Source organism: Stenotrophomonas sp. ZAC14A_NAIMI4_1 (genome assembly GCF_003086915.1).
Classification (GTDB): Bacteria; Pseudomonadota; Gammaproteobacteria; order Xanthomonadales; family Xanthomonadaceae; genus Stenotrophomonas.
The window spans coordinates 496850-511546 of the sequence record NZ_CP026002.1 but is presented as its reverse complement, the minus strand read 5'-3'; the positions used below and the strand labels follow the sequence as shown (position 1 = coordinate 511546).

At 68.0% G+C, this 14697-nt stretch carries 16 protein-coding genes; 7 read left to right on the top strand and 9 right to left on the bottom strand.

The features are described from left to right. Window positions 1-53: 53 nt before the first annotated feature. Genes C1926_RS02215 through prmB form a run of 3 tightly spaced genes read right to left on the bottom strand, consistent with a single transcriptional unit; the run spans window position 54 to window position 3113 of the window. Window positions 54-1091 (bottom strand): D-glycerate dehydrogenase, encoded by a 1038-nt coding sequence (locus C1926_RS02215; protein WP_108758122.1) that lies wholly within the window; start codon window positions 1089-1091, stop codon window positions 54-56. Further along, entirely contained in the window at window positions 1084-2187 is a 1104-nt protein-coding gene (aroC, locus tag C1926_RS02210; protein ID WP_108758121.1) for a chorismate synthase, read from the bottom strand. The genes C1926_RS02215 and aroC overlap by 8 nt, the downstream gene beginning before the upstream one ends. Beyond that, a complete protein-coding gene (prmB, locus tag C1926_RS02205; RefSeq protein ID WP_108758120.1) occupies window positions 2184-3113 on the bottom strand; it encodes a 50S ribosomal protein L3 N(5)-glutamine methyltransferase in 930 nt (309 codons plus the stop codon). The genes aroC and prmB overlap by 4 nt, the downstream gene beginning before the upstream one ends. Before the next feature lie 122 nt (window positions 3114-3235). Between prmB and C1926_RS02200 the strand changes: the two genes are divergently transcribed. Both C1926_RS02200 and asd read left to right on the top strand, forming a co-directional pair. Beyond that, on the top strand, window positions 3236-3886 hold the full coding sequence (locus C1926_RS02200) for an SCO family protein (protein WP_108747100.1): 651 nt from the start codon (window positions 3236-3238) through the stop codon (window positions 3884-3886). Then, on the top strand, window positions 3883-4725 hold the full coding sequence (gene asd, locus C1926_RS02195) for an archaetidylserine decarboxylase (RefSeq protein ID WP_108758119.1): 843 nt from the start codon (window positions 3883-3885) through the stop codon (window positions 4723-4725). Before C1926_RS02200 ends, asd begins: the two co-directional genes overlap by 4 nt. 136 nt (window positions 4726-4861) lie before the next feature. On the opposite strand, the gene C1926_RS02190 is transcribed toward asd, so the two are convergent. Together C1926_RS02190 and C1926_RS02185 are read right to left on the bottom strand one after the other, a co-directional pair. Then, window positions 4862-5209 carry a ribonuclease E inhibitor RraB gene (locus C1926_RS02190; protein WP_108758118.1) on the bottom strand — a complete coding sequence of 116 codons (348 nt, stop codon included), beginning with the start codon at window positions 5207-5209 and terminating at the stop codon, window positions 4862-4864. A gap of 18 nt (window positions 5210-5227) precedes the next feature. Then, the gene (locus C1926_RS02185) at window positions 5228-6835 is read right to left on the bottom strand and encodes a transglycosylase SLT domain-containing protein (RefSeq protein WP_108758117.1); all 1608 of its coding nucleotides are present in this window, start codon (window positions 6833-6835) and stop codon (window positions 5228-5230) included. A gap of 123 nt (window positions 6836-6958) precedes the next feature. Here C1926_RS02185 and C1926_RS02180 point away from each other — a divergent pair, with 123 nt between their 5' ends. Together C1926_RS02180 and greB are read left to right on the top strand one after the other, a co-directional pair. After that, window positions 6959-8464: a helicase HerA-like domain-containing protein gene (locus tag C1926_RS02180; protein WP_108758116.1), complete on the top strand. Its 1506-nt coding sequence runs from the start codon at window positions 6959-6961 to the stop codon at window positions 8462-8464. Window positions 8465-8591: 127 nt separating this feature from the next. Next, complete coding sequence (gene greB / locus C1926_RS02175) at window positions 8592-9098, top strand: transcription elongation factor GreB (protein WP_079222642.1); 507 nt, start codon at window positions 8592-8594, stop codon at window positions 9096-9098. A gap of 164 nt (window positions 9099-9262) precedes the next feature. On the opposite strand, the gene C1926_RS02170 is transcribed toward greB, so the two are convergent. Together C1926_RS02170 and rimO are read right to left on the bottom strand one after the other, a co-directional pair. Further along, window positions 9263-10099 (bottom strand): DUF3025 domain-containing protein, encoded by an 837-nt coding sequence (locus tag C1926_RS02170; protein ID WP_108758115.1) that lies wholly within the window; start codon window positions 10097-10099, stop codon window positions 9263-9265. Beyond that, window positions 10096-11457, bottom strand: a complete 1362-nt coding sequence (gene rimO, locus C1926_RS02165) for a 30S ribosomal protein S12 methylthiotransferase RimO (RefSeq protein WP_079222644.1) — start codon at window positions 11455-11457, stop codon at window positions 10096-10098. Before rimO ends, C1926_RS02170 begins: the two co-directional genes overlap by 4 nt. 205 nt (window positions 11458-11662) lie before the next feature. On the opposite strand from rimO, the gene C1926_RS02160 reads away from it, so the two are divergent. The 3 genes from C1926_RS02160 to C1926_RS21645 are packed head-to-tail and all read left to right on the top strand — an operon-like array spanning window position 11663 to window position 12936. Further along, window positions 11663-12334, top strand: a complete 672-nt coding sequence (locus tag C1926_RS02160; protein WP_079222645.1) for a dienelactone hydrolase family protein — start codon at window positions 11663-11665, stop codon at window positions 12332-12334. Beyond that, window positions 12331-12753 (top strand): HIT family protein, encoded by a 423-nt coding sequence (locus C1926_RS02155; protein WP_079222646.1) that lies wholly within the window; start codon window positions 12331-12333, stop codon window positions 12751-12753. The genes C1926_RS02160 and C1926_RS02155 overlap by 4 nt, the downstream gene beginning before the upstream one ends. A gap of 15 nt (window positions 12754-12768) precedes the next feature. Further along, window positions 12769-12936, top strand: a complete 168-nt coding sequence (locus C1926_RS21645; protein WP_174208692.1) for a DUF5668 domain-containing protein — start codon at window positions 12769-12771, stop codon at window positions 12934-12936. Window positions 12937-13006: 70 nt separating this feature from the next. Here C1926_RS21645 and dcd read toward each other — a convergent pair whose 3' ends face one another. Then, on the bottom strand, window positions 13007-13579 hold the full coding sequence (gene dcd, locus C1926_RS02150) for a dCTP deaminase (protein WP_079222647.1): 573 nt from the start codon (window positions 13577-13579) through the stop codon (window positions 13007-13009). Window positions 13580-13657: 78 nt separating this feature from the next. Then, complete coding sequence (apbC, locus tag C1926_RS02145) at window positions 13658-14512, bottom strand: iron-sulfur cluster carrier protein ApbC (protein ID WP_108758114.1); 855 nt, start codon at window positions 14510-14512, stop codon at window positions 13658-13660. Window positions 14513-14697 lie beyond the last annotated feature (185 nt).

The window sequence follows — 14697 nt, the reverse complement described above, 5'->3', positions numbered from 1 at the left end:
CGCACGACAGCTGGGTTCGGGGAACCTCCTCAGGCGGGGCGCGCAGAGGTTCCCTATCGTTTCCCGGTTTTTTTGCCCAGCGCGGCACGCGCGGCGAGGGCCGCGTCGGCATTGATCGCGCTCGGCATGCGCGCTGCTTCGCCGGCCAGGCCGAGGCCGGCCAGCAGGTTGTCCACTGCCAGCTGCACCATGGCGGTACGGGTGCCCAGCGAGGCGCTGCCGATATGCGGGGTCAGCACCACGTTGCGCAGCGCCAGCAGTTCCGGGCGTACCTTCGGTTCGCCTTCGTAGACATCCAGGCCGGCGGCGGCCAGGCGGCCATGGGCCAGCGCATCGGCCAGGGCCAGCTCGTCGACGATGCCGCCGCGGGCGATGTTCACCAGGGTGGCCGACGGCTTCATCTTCGCCAGCGCGGCCGCATCGATGATGTGGTGCGAGGCGGGGGTGTACGGCAGCACGGTGACCAGGTGGTCGGACTGGGCCAGCAGCGTGTCCAGGTCCACGTAGGTCGCGCCCAGTGCCGCTTCGGTCTCGGCCGGCAGGCGCGAACGGTTGTGGTACAGCACCTTCATGCCGAACCCGTGTGCACCCCGGCGGGCGATGCCCTGGCCGATGCGGCCCATGCCGAGGATGCCCAGCGTGCTGCCGTGAATGTCGGCGCCGAGCATGGTCTGGAACGACCACTGGCCCCACTGCCCGTCACGCAGCCAGCGTTCGGATTCGGTGATGCGGCGCGCAGTGGCCATCAGCAGGGCGAAACCGAGGTCGGCCGTGGTCTCGGTGAGCACGTCCGGGGTGTTGCTGGCGAGGATGCCGGCCGCGCTCAGCGCGTCGACATCCAGGTTGTTGTAGCCGACGCCGACGTTGGCGATCACCTGCAGCTGCGCGGCATCGGCCACCTGGGCCGCGCCGATGCGCTCGTTGAGGGTGACGATCGCACCGTCGACCGAGGCCAGGCGCTCGGCGATCTGCTGTGGCGACCAGGCGGTGACGGTATCGGTGGCCAGCAGCTGCACGCGATCGCGCAGCGGCGCGATGGCCGCGTCGATCAGCGGCTGGCTCACCCACACCGTCGGCCGGGTATCAGCCATCGATCTGCCCGGGAATGCGCGGGGTGATGGTGCCGACATCGCCGCACTGGGCGCGGTGGCGCAGCGCCTGGTCCATCAGCACCAGCGCCATCATCGCCTCGGCGATGGGGGTGGCGCGGATGCCGACGCAGGGGTCGTGGCGGCCGGTGGTGACCACCTCGACCACGTTGCCTTCGGTATCCAGCGACGGGCCGGGCAGGCGCAGGCTGGAGGTCGGCTTGAGGACGATGGACGCGACCACCGGCTGGCCGGTGGAAATGCCACCGAGGATGCCGCCGGCATGGTTGCTGGCAAAACCCTGCGGGGTCAGCAGGTCACGGTGTTCGGTGCCCTTCTGCGCGGCGCTGGCGAAGCCGTCGCCGATCTCCACGCCCTTCACTGCGTTGATGCTCATCAGCGCGGCGGCGAGGTCGCCGTCGAGCTTGCCGTAGATGGGTTCGCCCCAGCCCGGCGGCACGTTGTCGGCCACCACGTCCACGCGCGCACCGACCGAATCACCGGACTTGCGCAGCGCATCCATGTACGCCTCCAGCTCGGGCACCTGCTCGGCATGCGGCCAGAAGAACGGGTTGTCCTCCACCGCCGACCAGTCGAAACCAGCCGGACGGATCCCGCCCAGCTGCGACAGGTAGCCACGCACGGTCACGCCGAAGCGTTCGGCCAGCCACTTCTTGGCGACCACGCCGGCGGCCACGCGCATGGTGGTCTCGCGCGCGGAAGAACGGCCGCCACCGCGCGGGTCGCGGATGCCGTACTTGTGCCAGTAGCTGTAGTCGGCATGGCCCGGCCGGAACTGCTGGCCGATGTTGGCGTAATCCTTGCTGCGCTGGTCGGTGTTGCGGATCAGCAGCGCGATCGGGGTGCCAGTGGTCAGGCCCTCGTACACGCCGGACAGGATCTCGACCTCGTCGGCCTCGCGGCGCGCCGAGGTGTGCCGGCTCTTGCCGGTGGCGCGGCGCTGCAGGTCGTGGGCGAATTCGGCCGCATCCAGCGCCAGCCCCGGCGGGCAACCGTCGAGCACGCAGCCGATGGCCGGCCCGTGCGACTCGCCGAACGTGGTGACGGTGAACAGCTTGCCGAACGAATTGGAACTCACGGGCGCTGCGCCGCCAGTTCGGTGATGCGGGCGCTGTGGGCGATCAGCTCGCGGCATTCGACCGCGAAGATGCCCATCTGGCCGACCTTGAATTCAACCCAGGCGAAATCGACTTCCGGCAGCAGCTTGATCAGGTGCTGCTCGGATTCACCCACTTCGCAGATCAGCAGGCCGTCCTCGCTCAGGTGCAGCGGGGCGTCGCGCAGGATCTTCAGCACCAGGTCCAGGCCGTCGTCGCCGGCACGCAGGCCCATTTCCGGCTCGTAGGAGTATTCCTGCGGCAGGGCATCGGTCTCGTCGTTGGTGACGTACGGCGGGTTGGTGACGATGAGGTCGTAGTGGCGCCCGGTCAGGCCGTTGAACAGGTCCGACTTCAGCAGGGTGACGTTGTGTGCCTGCAGGCGTTCCTTGTTCTCTTCGGCCAGCGACAGCGCGTCATCGCTCAGGTCGACGCCGTCCACTTCCCAGTTCGGGTAGTAGTGGCCCATGGCGATGGCGATGCAGCCCGAACCGGTGCACAGGTCCAGCGCGCGGCTGACATCACGGCCGGCCAGCCACGGCTCGAAGCCGCACTCGATCAGCTCGGCGATCGGCGAACGCGGCACCAGGGCGCGCGAATCGCTCTTGAAGCTGAGGCCGGCGAACCAGGCTTCACCGGTCAGGTAGGCAGCCGGGACACGCTCGTCGATGCGGCGCTGGAACAGATCCAGCACGCGCAGCTTCTCGGCCTGCAGCAGGCGTGCCTGGCCGTAGGCCGGGCCGAGGTCGTGCGGCAGGTGCAGGCTGTGCAGCACCAGCTGGGTGGCCTCGTCCAGGGCGTTGTCGTAGCTGTGCCCGAAGGTCAGCCCGGCTTCGTTGAAACGGCTGGTGCCGTAGCGGATCAGGTCGATGATCGTGTGGAGTTCGGCGGCCGTTTCAGCGGTCATGGCGGTACTGCGGGCAAAGTGGCCCACGATTATAGGGGCTGGCGCCCGCGGCGGCATCCGTTGCGACGGAAACGATCAGGCTGCAGCCGGTATGATGGGGATTACTTCCTGCGGGGGCTCCCATGTTCAATCGCAACGTCGGCATCATCCTGCTGATCGCCCTGGCGGCGGGCCTGGGCCTGCTGGCCGCGCAGCAGGTGTTCGCGCCGAAGCCGCCGGCCAACCAGCCGGCCACCGAAGCGATCACCCTGTACCCGCACACCCGCGAGCTGCCCGACTTCAACCTGGCCCAGTCCGATGGCACCCGGCTCATCCCCGGCGAGCTGAAGGGCCACTGGACCCTGGTGTTCCTGGGCTTCACCTTCTGCCCGGACGTGTGCCCGACCACCCTGGCCGAGCTGGCCGGTGCGCAGAACCAGTGGGAGGCCCTGCCCGACACCCTGCGCCCGCGCGTGCTGTTCGTTTCGGTGGACCCGGACCGTGACAACGCCACCCGCCTGGGCGAGTACGTGCATGGCTTCCACAAGGACACCCTGGCCGCCACTGCCGACATCCCTTCGCTGGAGCGCTTCGCCACCTCGCTGGGCTTCGTGTTCCAGAAGGTGCCGGGCAAGCATTTCGACGAGAATCCCGAGGATTACACCGTCGAGCACTCGGCCAGCCTGGCCGTGCTCGACCCGCAGGGCCGGCTTGCCGGCCTGGTGCGCCCCCCGTTCAACGCGCCGGCCATCGCCCGCGACCTGCAGAAGCTGACCGAGAAATCCGCCCCATGAGCCTGACCACCGCCCTGACGTACGCCCTGCCCCACCGCCTGCTGTCCTCGATGGCGCGCTCGCTGGCGTACTCGGACGACCCGCGCGTGTCGCGCTGGCTGATCGATACGGTCACCCGCAAGTTCAACGTCAACCTGGACGAAGCGGCCAACCCCGATCCGCGCAGCTACCCGACCTTCAACCAGTTCTTCACCCGCGCCCTGAAGCCGGGCGCACGCGTGGCCGACGCCGATCCGCGCAGCCTGGTGATGCCGGCCGACGGCCGCATCAGCCAGCTGGGGAAGATCGAGGCCGGCCGCATCTTCCAGGCCAAGGGCCAGTCCTTCACCGCCGCCGAGCTGCTGGGCAGCGAGGAGGACGCCAAGCCGTACAACGACGGCCTCTACGCCACGGTGTACCTGTCCCCGCGTGACTACCACCGCGTGCACATGCCCTGGACCGGCACCCTGCGCGAGACTGTGCACGTGCCCGGCCGCCTGTTCAGCGTCGGCCCGGCCGCGGTGAACGGCGTGCCGCGCCTGTTTGCCCGCAACGAGCGCCTGGTCTGCCACTTCGATACCAGCTTCGGCCCGATGGTCAGCGTGATGGTCGGTGCGCTGCTGGTGTCCGGGGTGGAAACGGTGTGGAGCGGCGAAGAGATCCCGGCCTACGGCGACCGCATCACCCGCAAGGATTACCGTGGCCAGGGCATCCAGTTGGAGCGCTTTGCCGAAATGGCGCGCTTCAACTACGGCTCGACCGTGATCGTGCTGCTGCCGCCGGACGTGGCCGAGTTCGCGCCGCAGCTGGGCGCCGAAAGCCCGGTGCAGCTGGGCCAGGCGCTGGCGAAGCTGCGCTGAGGAAGCGGCAACAATGCCGGCCAGCGGCCGGCACTACCGGGGCGGTAGATCCACGCCATGCGTGGATGGATTCACCACCGGGTCCGTAGAGTCGAGCTTGCTCGACTGCTGCCGGGTCAGTCGAGCAAGCTCGACTCTACTGCAGGGTCGGGGCCGGGCCGACGTCGACGCCGTCGTAGTCTTCCACGCCGGTCTGGCTGGCCAGGGCGGCCAGCTCCTGGTTGCGCAGGTCCAGCGAGGTCTCGTCGTGGATTTCCACGCGCTCCACGTGCAGCACGTGGAAGGGCGCATCGCCCTCCTCCGGCTCCTGTTCGAACAGCTCCACCACCTCATAGCCCTGGGCTTCCAGGGTGGTCGCCAGCGCCTGCAGGCGGTCCGGGGTGGAGTGCACGAAGTAATAGCCCCACAGCAGGGGCGTGGCGAGATCCCAGTCGGTGTTCTCGCGCAGGTTGGCGAACAGATCGCGGGTTGCTTCCAGGTCCATGGCTCTCTTCCGGTTCGGTTACTTGTCGCAGCCCTGCAGCTTCAGCACCTGGCCGGGGCGCAGGCTGTAGCTGGGGGCCTTCAGGCCGTTGGCGCGCGCCAGGGTCGGCACTTCGCACTGGAACTTCGCCGCGATGCGGCCCAGGGTGTCGCCCTTGCCGACCTTGTAGGTCTTGGCAGGCTTGGCCCGGGGCGCAGCCGGACGCGGCGCAGCCACCGGCGCGCTCGGTGCGGTCGGCACCGTGGTACTGGCGTTCGGGTCGGCCAGCGGCACTACGCCACCCACCGCCACGCTGCCGGTGTAGCTGGCGGCGGTCGGGCGCACGATGGCCGCGTTCAGGTCGGCAGTGATGAGGGTGCGGGCGAGGTCCGCGCGCGGGCCGCTGACGCAGTTGCGCTGGTACAGGCCGGCAATGCGGGTGGTGGCATTGATCAGCGTGCCGGCCGGAATCCAGCCATCGGCTTCATAGCGCGGGTTGAGGTTGCGCAGCACGCGCATGTAGCCATCACGGGTGCCGTGGCTGCCCAGGCAGATGGTCAGCTCGTAGATGGTGGTGGACTTGGCCAGGCGCAGCGTGGCCGGCTGCGCGCTGATCTTCGGGAACTCCACGCCGTACTGCTGCGGGTGCAGGAAGATCCAGGCGGCAGCGATCACCATCGGCACGTAGTCCTTGGTCTCGCCGGGGAACTGGTTGTAGACGCTGTCGGTCCAGAAGCTCTGCCCGCCGCTCTGCTTGAACACGCGCGCGGCGCGGCCTTCGCCGCCGTTGTAGGCGGCCACCGACATTTCCACGTTGTTGTTCAGTTCGCGCAGGCGCTCGTTGAGATAGCTGGCGCTGGCTTCGGCGGCACTGCGCGCGTCAAAGCGCGTATCGAAGCCGGTGCCGTCCGGGCCCAGCCCGAAGCGGCGGCCGGTGGCGGGCATGAACTGCATCAGGCCGGCAGCGCCAGCGCGCGAGGAGGCATGCACGCGGCCATTGGATTCCTTGGCCATGATGCCGAACAGCAGCGCCTCGGGCAGGCCGCGCTTTTCCCACTCGGGCCACATCACCGCGCGCAGGTTCTGGTAGTTCTCGTAGCTGGTCAGCAGTGCCGGGCGCATGTCGGTCAGCCAGCGGCGGATGCCCGCCTGCACGGCCGGGTTGTAATCGACCATGTTGTCGAAGGCATGGCGCTTGTCGTTGAGCAGGGCCGCAGCGCGGGCCGCCTCGGGCACATCGGCGGTGAGCGGGCCAACGTGGTCCGGGTCGGCTTCCAGGCGGTCGCCGCTTTCATCGGCGGCGTCATCGCTGGCGGCCGCATCGGCATCACGCTTGAGCAGGCGCTTGTAGGTGGCCAGCATGTTGCTCATCTGGCAGCCCTTCTGCTTCACGCATTCGCTGATGACATCTTCCATGTCCTCCAGCGCGGCGTCGGCTTCGTTGCTGCCCTTCGGGTCGGAATTGGCGACCAGCAGCAGGGCATCGCTGTAGCGTTTCTCGGCGGTGGCCATGCGCTGCTGCAGCGCCTCGGCCTTCGCCTGGTCCCGCGCCGAGACACGCTGCGCATGGGCGTCGGGCGCCAGGGATACCAGGCCGGCAAGTGCCAGCAGCGGCCAACCACGGGAAATCAGGACAGGAACGGGCATTGGTGGCACTGTGTGCGAAACAGGCAGGCAGAGTAGCGGGGCCGCCAAGGTCCGGGCAACCCGGCCGTCGGCCCGCGACCGTCGCCGGTTAACATTGGGCGCATTCACCACAAGGGCTGGACCATGGATCCGATTCTGCTGGGCAAAGGCATCACCGATGATGTGGCCGTCACCCTGCTGCCGAAACTCGGCAACCGCCATGGCCTGGTCGCCGGCGCCACCGGCACCGGCAAGACCGTGACCCTGATGACCCTGGCCGAGGGTTTCTCGCGGCTGGGCGTGCCGGTGTTCCTGGCCGATGTGAAGGGCGATGTGTCCGGCCTGGCCGTGCCCGGTACCGGCGCCGATGCGCTGCTGCAGCGCGCCGCCGAGATCGGGGTGGCCGACTATGCCCCGGCCGCCAGCCCCACCGTGTTCTGGGATCTCTACGGCAAGCTCGGCCACCCGGTGCGCACCACCATCAGCGAAATGGGCCCCACCCTGCTGGCGCGCATCCTGGAGTTGAACGATACCCAGGCCGGCGTGCTCGACATCGTCTTCAAGCTGGCCGACGACCGCGGCCTGCTGCTGCTGGACATGGATGACCTGCGCGCCCTGCTCGGCCTGGTGGCCGAGGAGCGCAAGGACATCTCCACCGAGTACGGCCTGGTCAGCGCGCAGTCGATCGCCGCCATCCAGCGCTCGGTGCTGCGCCTGGCCCAGGACGGCGGCGAAGGCTTCTTCGGCGAACCGGCGCTGGAACTGGCCGACCTCATGCGGGTCAACCACGACGGCCGCGGCGTGGTCGGCATCCTCGCCGCCGACCAGCTGGTGCTCAAGCCCAAGCTCTATTCCACCTTCCTGCTGTGGCTGCTGTCGGAACTGTTCGAGCAGCTGCCCGAAGTGGGCGACCTGGACAAGCCCAAGCTGGTCTTCATCTTCGACGAGGCGCACCTGCTTTTCGACGACGCACCGGCCTCGCTGGTGCAGCGCATCGAGCAGGTGGTGCGGCTGATCCGCTCCAAGGGCGTGGGCGTGTACTTCTGCTCGCAGTTCCCCGACGACGTGCCGGGCAACATCCTCGGCCAGCTCGGCAACCGCGTGCAGCATGCGCTGCGCGCCTTCACCCCGCGCGACCAGAAGGCGGTGAAGACCGCCGCCGAGACCTTCGTGCCGAACCCGAAGCTGGACGTGGCCAAGGTGCTCAGCCAGCTCGGCACCGGTGAAGCACTGGTATCCACGCTGCAGGACAAGGGCGTGCCGATGCCGGTGCAGCAGACGATGATCGCCCCGCCGCGCTGCCGGATGGGACCGATCACCGAGGCCGAGCGCGCACAGGTGCGTGCGGGCAGCCCGGTCGGCACCCGTTACGACACCGCGGTGAACCGCGAATCGGCAGCCGAGCTGCTGGCCCAGCGCGCGCAGAAGGCCACCGAGAAGGCCGCAGCCCCGGCCGCCCGCAGCCGCGAACAGGATGACGCACAGGAAGGCGGCTTCGGCCAGTCGATCAAGGATGCGATCTTCGGCACCAAGCGCCGCCAGGGCATGATCGAGACCATGGCCAAGCAGACCACGCGCACCGTCGGCACCAAGCTGGGCAACCAGATCGTGCGTGGCATCCTCGGCGGCATCTTCGGCGGCAAGCGCTGATCTGCTCCTGCCGGGGTCAGAGCCTTTTCCGCTGGAAAGGGATCTGACCCCGGGGTCGGATCCCTCCCGCCAGGGAGGGCTCCGACCCCATTCCCCTATTCGTCACCCAGAAAAGAAGTCGTACCGCATGTCCCGCTGGCGTCCCCCCGCAGAAAAAAGCACCGCCCTGATCACTGCCGCCGGCCACGCCCGGTTGAAAGCCGAGCTGGATGACCTGTGGCGCGTGCGCCGCCCTGAAGTGGTGAAGGCGCTGGCCGCCGCGGCCGCCGAGGGCGACCGCTCGGAGAATGCCGAGTACACCTACCGCAAGAAGCAGCTGGGCGAAATCGACCGCCGCGTGCGCTACCTGACCAAGCGCCTGGAATCGCTGCGCGTGGTCGATACCACGCCGACCGACCCGCAGGCGGTGTTCTTCGGGGCGTGGGTGGAGCTGGAGAACGTGGACAGTGGCGAAACCAGCCGCTATCGCATCGTCGGCCCGGACGAGACCGATGCAGGGCTGGGCTGGATCAGTATCGACTCCCCGCTGGCGCGCGCGCTGCTGAAGAAGCGCATCGATGACGAGTTCGCGGTTGAGCTGCCCGGCGGCCAGTTCACGTTCGCGGTGATCGGCGTGGAGTACGCGGCGCCGTAACGTCGACGGTCGGTCGACTGCGCCGCTGTTGGTAGAGTCGACTGTTAGTCGACTATCGCGCGCAGCGCGGGGGTTTTCATGGACCCAAGGGCAATGTAGTCGACTAACAGTCGACTCTACCAACAGTCGACTCTACCAACAGTCGACTCTACCAACAGTCGACTCTACCGAAGCAGCGGCAGCGGCGGCGGGTACTGGCGGCCGGCACGCAGCGGGCGGAAATAGTCGGCGTTGCCGTAGAAGGCGTCATCCTGCTGCTCATGCCAGCCGGGAATACCCGCCAACGGCAGCGGCCGCAGCTGCAGCGGATCGCCCAGCACCCTGCCCTCGCCGATGGCGCGCGCCACCGTGTCGATGCACGCGGCCTCCTCTTCAGCCTGCACCAGCACGCACTTGCCCACCAGCAACCGGCCCGGCAGCAGCGCCTGTTCCATCAGCGCGTGGCCGAACACCGCCACGATGCCGATGCCGCCGCCCTGCCAGTGCGACGGTTCAAACAGCGCGCGCCAGTCATGTGTATCCCACGCGGCCAGCACGGCCGGATCGCGCACCTGCACGACCACACCGGTTTCATCGAACTGGGTCAGCGCGGCCTGCGCGCGGTTGCGCTGGCCGGGCGCCATCGCCGCGATGTGTCGGCACTGCTGGGCATTGAGCGCACGCTTGAGCGACGGCAGGCTGGCCCAGACCAGTGCGTTGAACAGGTCGTGCCAGTTGTCGGCGCGGGTGGCGATGCGGCCTTGGGCAATACGGGTTTCGTAGTGCAGGCCGTCGGCCAGCAGCGCCGCATCCTGCTCCACCAGCTGCACGCCCGGCAGCGCCAGCCGGGCATCCAGCACGGAGACGGCCGGCCACCCGGGACCGGCCAGCAGATCGGCGAAACCGCGCACGCCTGCAAACAACGGATGGTCGAACACCCGCGCATCGACCGCCGCACGCAGCGGCGGGATGAAGCGACGAGGGCCGCCTGCGTCGCCGCCGGCGGCCGTCGCTGCGGTCACAGCACCTTGAGGTCGAACGCCGGGCGGGCAGCGCTGGGCAGCGCGTCACCGTACAGATCGTGCTCGTCGCTCTCGGTGATCTCCACATTGACGAACTCGCCCACGCGCAGCGGCACCTGGTCGGCGTTCTGGATGTGCACCAGGCCGTCGATTTCCGGGGCATCGGCCTTGGAACGGGCCACGGCGATATCGCCTTCGATGGCATCGACCAGGCACTGCTGCACGGTGCCGATCTTGGCTTCCAGGCGCGCGGCGGAAATCTGCGCCTGCTTTTCCATGAAGCGCGCCAGGCGCTCCTGCTTCACTTCTTCCGGCACCGCGTCCGGCAGGTCGTTGGCGGTGGCGCCCTCGACCGGCGAATAGGCAAACGCGCCCACGCGGTCCAGCTGCGCTTCGTCCAGGAACGACAGCAGTTCTTCGAACTCGGCCTCGGTCTCGCCCGGGAAGCCGACGATGAAGGTCGAGCGCACGGTGATGTCCGGGGCGATGCGGCGCCAGTTCTGCACGCGCTCGAGGGTCTTCTCGACCGCGCCGGGGCGCTTCATCAGGCGCAGGATGCGCGGGCTGGCGTGCTGGAACGGGATGTCCAGGTACGGCAGGATGCGGTTTTCCGCCATCAGCGGCACCACCTCGTCCACGTGCGGGTACGGGTAGACGTAGTGCATGCGCACCCAGGCATCGAGTTCGGACAGGCCTTCGCACAGCGCCTTCAGGCGGGTCTGGTAGGCCTTGTCGCGCCACATCTTCTCGGCGTACTTCACGTCCACGCCGTAGGCCGAGGTGTCCTGCGAAACCACCAGCAGTTCGCGCACGCCGCCGCGCACCAGGCGCTCGGCTTCGCGCAGCACCTCATCCACCGGGCGCGAGACCAGCTTGCCGCGCATCGACGGGATGATGCAGAAGCTGCACTTGTGGTTGCAGCCTTCGGAAATCTTCAGGTACGCGTAGTGGCGCGGGGTCAGCTTGATGCCGTAGTCCGGCACCAGGTCCACGAACGGGTCGTGCTTGGGCGGCAGCGCTTCGTGCACCGCTTCCATCACGCTCTGGTAATCCTGCGGGCCTGACACCGCCAGCACGTTCGGGTACGCCTCGCGGATCTGCTCCGGGCGCTTGCCCAGGCAGCCGGTGACGATGACCTTGCCGTTCTGGTTCATCGCCTCGCCGATGGCGTCCAGCGACTCGGTCACCGCCGAATCGATGAAGCCGCAGGTGTTGACCACCACCACGTCGGCCGAATCGTAGGACGGGACGATGTCATAACCTTCCGAGCGGAGCTGGGTCAGGATGCGCTCGGAATCGACAAGGGCCTTCGGGCAGCCAAGGCTGACGAAGCCGACTTTGGGGTTCAGCTGGGACATGGAAATCGCGGGACTCTGGGGGCCTGGGCCCCTGCCGGCATGGCAGGGGGTCCTGGGGGCCGGGGCCTGAAAGGGCGCCAGTATAACGGGGTTGGTGGCCCGGCTCTGAACGGCCAGCCGCCTGATCGGGCACAGCCGCTGACACGCCGCTAACCCGGCCAGCGTCGACAATGCAGGCCTGTCCCCTGCAACGAGGTACCCGACGATGTCCGAATGGATCACCCTGGATACGCATCATGGCCCGGTCCGCGCCTGGCAGGTCCTGCCCGAGGGCAAGCCGCGCGCGGCGCTGGTGGTCATACAGGAAATCTTCGGGGTCAACGCGCACATGCGCGGGGTCGCCGAGCGCTTCGCCGCCGAAGGCTACGCGGTGCTGGCGCCGTCGTTCTTCGATCTGGTCGATGGCCCGGAGTCCGACCCCGACGCCCTGCCCTACAGCCCGGAAGGCGTGAAGGACGGCCTGGAGCGGGTCAACACCCTGGGCATGGAGAAGGCGCTGGAAGTGGTGCGCGCCGCGGCGACGCGCCTGGCCCCCTACGGCAAGGTCGGCACCGTCGGCTACTGCTGGGGCGGCAGCGTGGCCCTGCTGGCGGCGATGCGCCTGGGCCTGCCGTCGGCCAGCTACTACGGCGGCCGCAACGTCAATTTCCTCGACGAAACGCCGAAGGCGCCGGTGATCTTCCACTTCGGCGCCCAGGACAAGAGCATCCCGCCGGAGGCCGTGCAGGCCCACCGCGAAAAGCTGCCGCAGATGGCCACCTACGTCTATCCGGCCGACCACGCCTTCAACCGGGAGGTCGGACATGCGTATGATCCAGACAGCGCCGCCCTGGCGCTGCAACGCACCCTCGATTTCTTCACGGAGCATCTTGGATGAGCGATTTCGAACTGGATTCACGCCTGGCCACCGACAGCGTGCTGGTTGCTGAAGGACCGTTGTCGCAAGTGCGGTTGATGAACGACGAACGATTCCCCTGGCTGGTCCTGGTGCCGCGCCTGGCCGGGATCACCGAGTGGATCGAGCTGGACGGCGAGCAGCAGGACAAGCTGCGCACCGAACTCAACCGCGCCTGCAAGGCCCTGCATGGCTCGGACGGGGTGGAGAAGATCAACATCGGGGCGCTGGGCAACATCGTGCGCCAGCTGCATTTCCACGTGATCGGCCGCCACGACGGCGATCCGGCCTGGCCCGGCCCGGTCTGGGGCAGCGGGCCGGCGCACCGTTACGAGCCGGCCGCGCTGGACCAGCATGTCGCCTACTGGAAGGAACGGCTAGGATATCCGGCCCACCCCTGAGCCTTTGACGACCCGATGCGATTCAATCTTGTCGCCGCCATCCTGCTGATCCTGATCGGCTTGTTCATGCTCGCCAGCAACCTGGGCTGGACGCACCTGAATGTTTCCAAGCTGTTCCTGACCTGGTGGCCGGTCGGCCTGGTCGGCGTCGGCATCGCGATGCTGTTCGGACGCGGCAAATAAACAAAGGCGGCGCAAGCGCCGCCTTTGTCCATGTGCAGCCGGTCATGGCCCGGCGCTACCGACAGGTTGCTCAGGTACGCGGCAGGGTCACGCCGGTCTGGCCCTGGTACTTGCCGCCGCGGTCCTTGTACGAGGTTTCGCAGACATCGTCGGCCGCCGCCTGGAAGAACAGCATCTGGGCCACGCCTTCGTTGGCGTAGATGCGCGCCGGCAGCGGCGTGGTGTTGCTGAATTCCAGGGTCACGTGGCCTTCCCACTCCGGTTCCAGCGGGGTCACGTTGACGATGATGCCGCAGCGGGCATAGGTGCTCTTGCCCAGGCACACCACCAGGGTGTCGCGCGGGATGCGGAAGTATTCCACCGTGCGGGCCAGCGCGAAGCTGTTGGGCGGGATGATGCACTCATCACCGACGATGTCCACGAAACTGCCCGGATCGAAGTGCTTGGGGTCGACGATCGTGGAGTTGATGTTGGTGAACACCTTGAACTCGCGCGAGCAGCGCACGTCGTAACCATAGCTGGAGGTGCCGTAGCTGACGATGCGCTCACCGTTGGCATGCTTCACCTGCCCGGCCTCGAACGGCTCGATCATGCCGTGCTGCTCGGACATACGGCGGATCCAACGGTCACTCTTGATGCTCATGCTTTGTCCTGGGTGCGAGGGGCGCGTGGATTCTAGCAGGGGGCCGGGCAGCCACGCCGCAGCCCCGCGGTTGCTGCCTCAGAGCAGCGAGGACAGGATCTGGATCGACGCCCGCGGGCGCTTGCCCACTTCCTCCACCAGGCGCTCGGCGGCCCGGCGATAGGCCTGGGCGGCGGTCGAATCGGGCTGGGCGACGGTGATCGGGCTGCCGGCGTCGCCCTGCTCGCGGATATCGATCTGCAGCGGCAGCGACCCCAGCAGCGGCACGCCGTACTGCGCGGCCATGCGCTCGCCACCGCCCTCGCCGAACAGGTGCTCGACGTGGCCACAGTTGCTGCAGGTGTGCACGGCCATGTTCTCGACGATGCCCAGCACCGGCACCTCCACCTTCTCGAACATCTTCAGCGCCTTCTTCGCATCCAGCGTGGCGATGTCCTGCGGCGTGGTGACGATGACCGCACCGGCCAGCGGGATCTTCTGCACCAGGGTCAGCTGGATGTCACCGGTGCCCGGCGGCAGGTCGATCAGCAGGTAGTCCAGGTCGTCCCACAGCGTGTCTTCGAACAGCTGGGTGAGCGCAGCGGTCGCCCGCGGCGCGCGCATGATCAGCGGCGTCTCGTCTTCCACCAGGTAGCCGATGGACATGGTGTCCACGCCGAACGCACGCATCGGTTCGATGCTCTTGTTGTCCGGGCTTTCCGGGCGGCCGGAAAGGCCGAGCATGGCCGGCACGCTGGGGCCGTAGATGTCCGCGTCCAGCACGCCCACGCGGGCACCGAGCTGCTGCAGGGCCACCGCCAGGTTCACCGAGGTGGTGGACTTGCCGACGCCCCCTTTGCCCGAACCCACCGCGATCACGTTGCGGATGCGCGCATGGGGCGACAGGCCCTTCTGTACCTGGCTGGCGTGGGGACGACGGGCGGGGCTGTTCACTGCGGACTCCGGAAGCGGTTCGTGGGGACTGGCAACCTCCCATCATACAAGTTGGACCCGCCGGGCCAGGCGATGAAGGCGCTCCGGTTGGCACTGACGCGCCTACCGAACATCTGCTACCGTCCGAATCCGTTCACCAATCAGTCAGCTTTCGACCTCGATCAACGCGCAGCCCAAGGACAAGA

Bases quoted from the DNA above. Each gene is read 5' to 3' on its own strand.
- C1926_RS02200 (WP_108747100.1), top strand. From the start codon at position 3,236: ATGTTCAATCGCAACGTCGGCATCATCCTGCTGATCGCCCTGGCGGCG.
- C1926_RS02155 (WP_079222646.1), top strand. From the start codon at position 12,331: ATGAGCGATTTCGAACTGGATTCACGCCTGGCCACCGACAGCGTGCTG.
- C1926_RS02185 (WP_108758117.1), bottom strand. From the start codon at position 6,835: ATGCCCGTTCCTGTCCTGATTTCCCGTGGTTGGCCGCTGCTGGCACTT.
- C1926_RS02160 (WP_079222645.1), top strand. From the start codon at position 11,663: ATGTCCGAATGGATCACCCTGGATACGCATCATGGCCCGGTCCGCGCC.
- dcd (WP_079222647.1), bottom strand. From the start codon at position 13,579: ATGAGCATCAAGAGTGACCGTTGGATCCGCCGTATGTCCGAGCAGCAC.
- C1926_RS21645 (WP_174208692.1), top strand. From the start codon at position 12,769: ATGCGATTCAATCTTGTCGCCGCCATCCTGCTGATCCTGATCGGCTTG.
- rimO (WP_079222644.1), bottom strand. From the start codon at position 11,457: ATGTCCCAGCTGAACCCCAAAGTCGGCTTCGTCAGCCTTGGCTGCCCG.
- C1926_RS02190 (WP_108758118.1), bottom strand. From the start codon at position 5,209: ATGGACCTGGAAGCAACCCGCGATCTGTTCGCCAACCTGCGCGAGAAC.
- greB (WP_079222642.1), top strand. From the start codon at position 8,592: ATGTCCCGCTGGCGTCCCCCCGCAGAAAAAAGCACCGCCCTGATCACT.
- prmB (WP_108758120.1), bottom strand. From the start codon at position 3,113: ATGACCGCTGAAACGGCCGCCGAACTCCACACGATCATCGACCTGATC.
- C1926_RS02215 (WP_108758122.1), bottom strand. From the start codon at position 1,091: ATGGCTGATACCCGGCCGACGGTGTGGGTGAGCCAGCCGCTGATCGAC.
- asd (WP_108758119.1), top strand. From the start codon at position 3,883: ATGAGCCTGACCACCGCCCTGACGTACGCCCTGCCCCACCGCCTGCTG.
- C1926_RS02180 (WP_108758116.1), top strand. From the start codon at position 6,959: ATGGATCCGATTCTGCTGGGCAAAGGCATCACCGATGATGTGGCCGTC.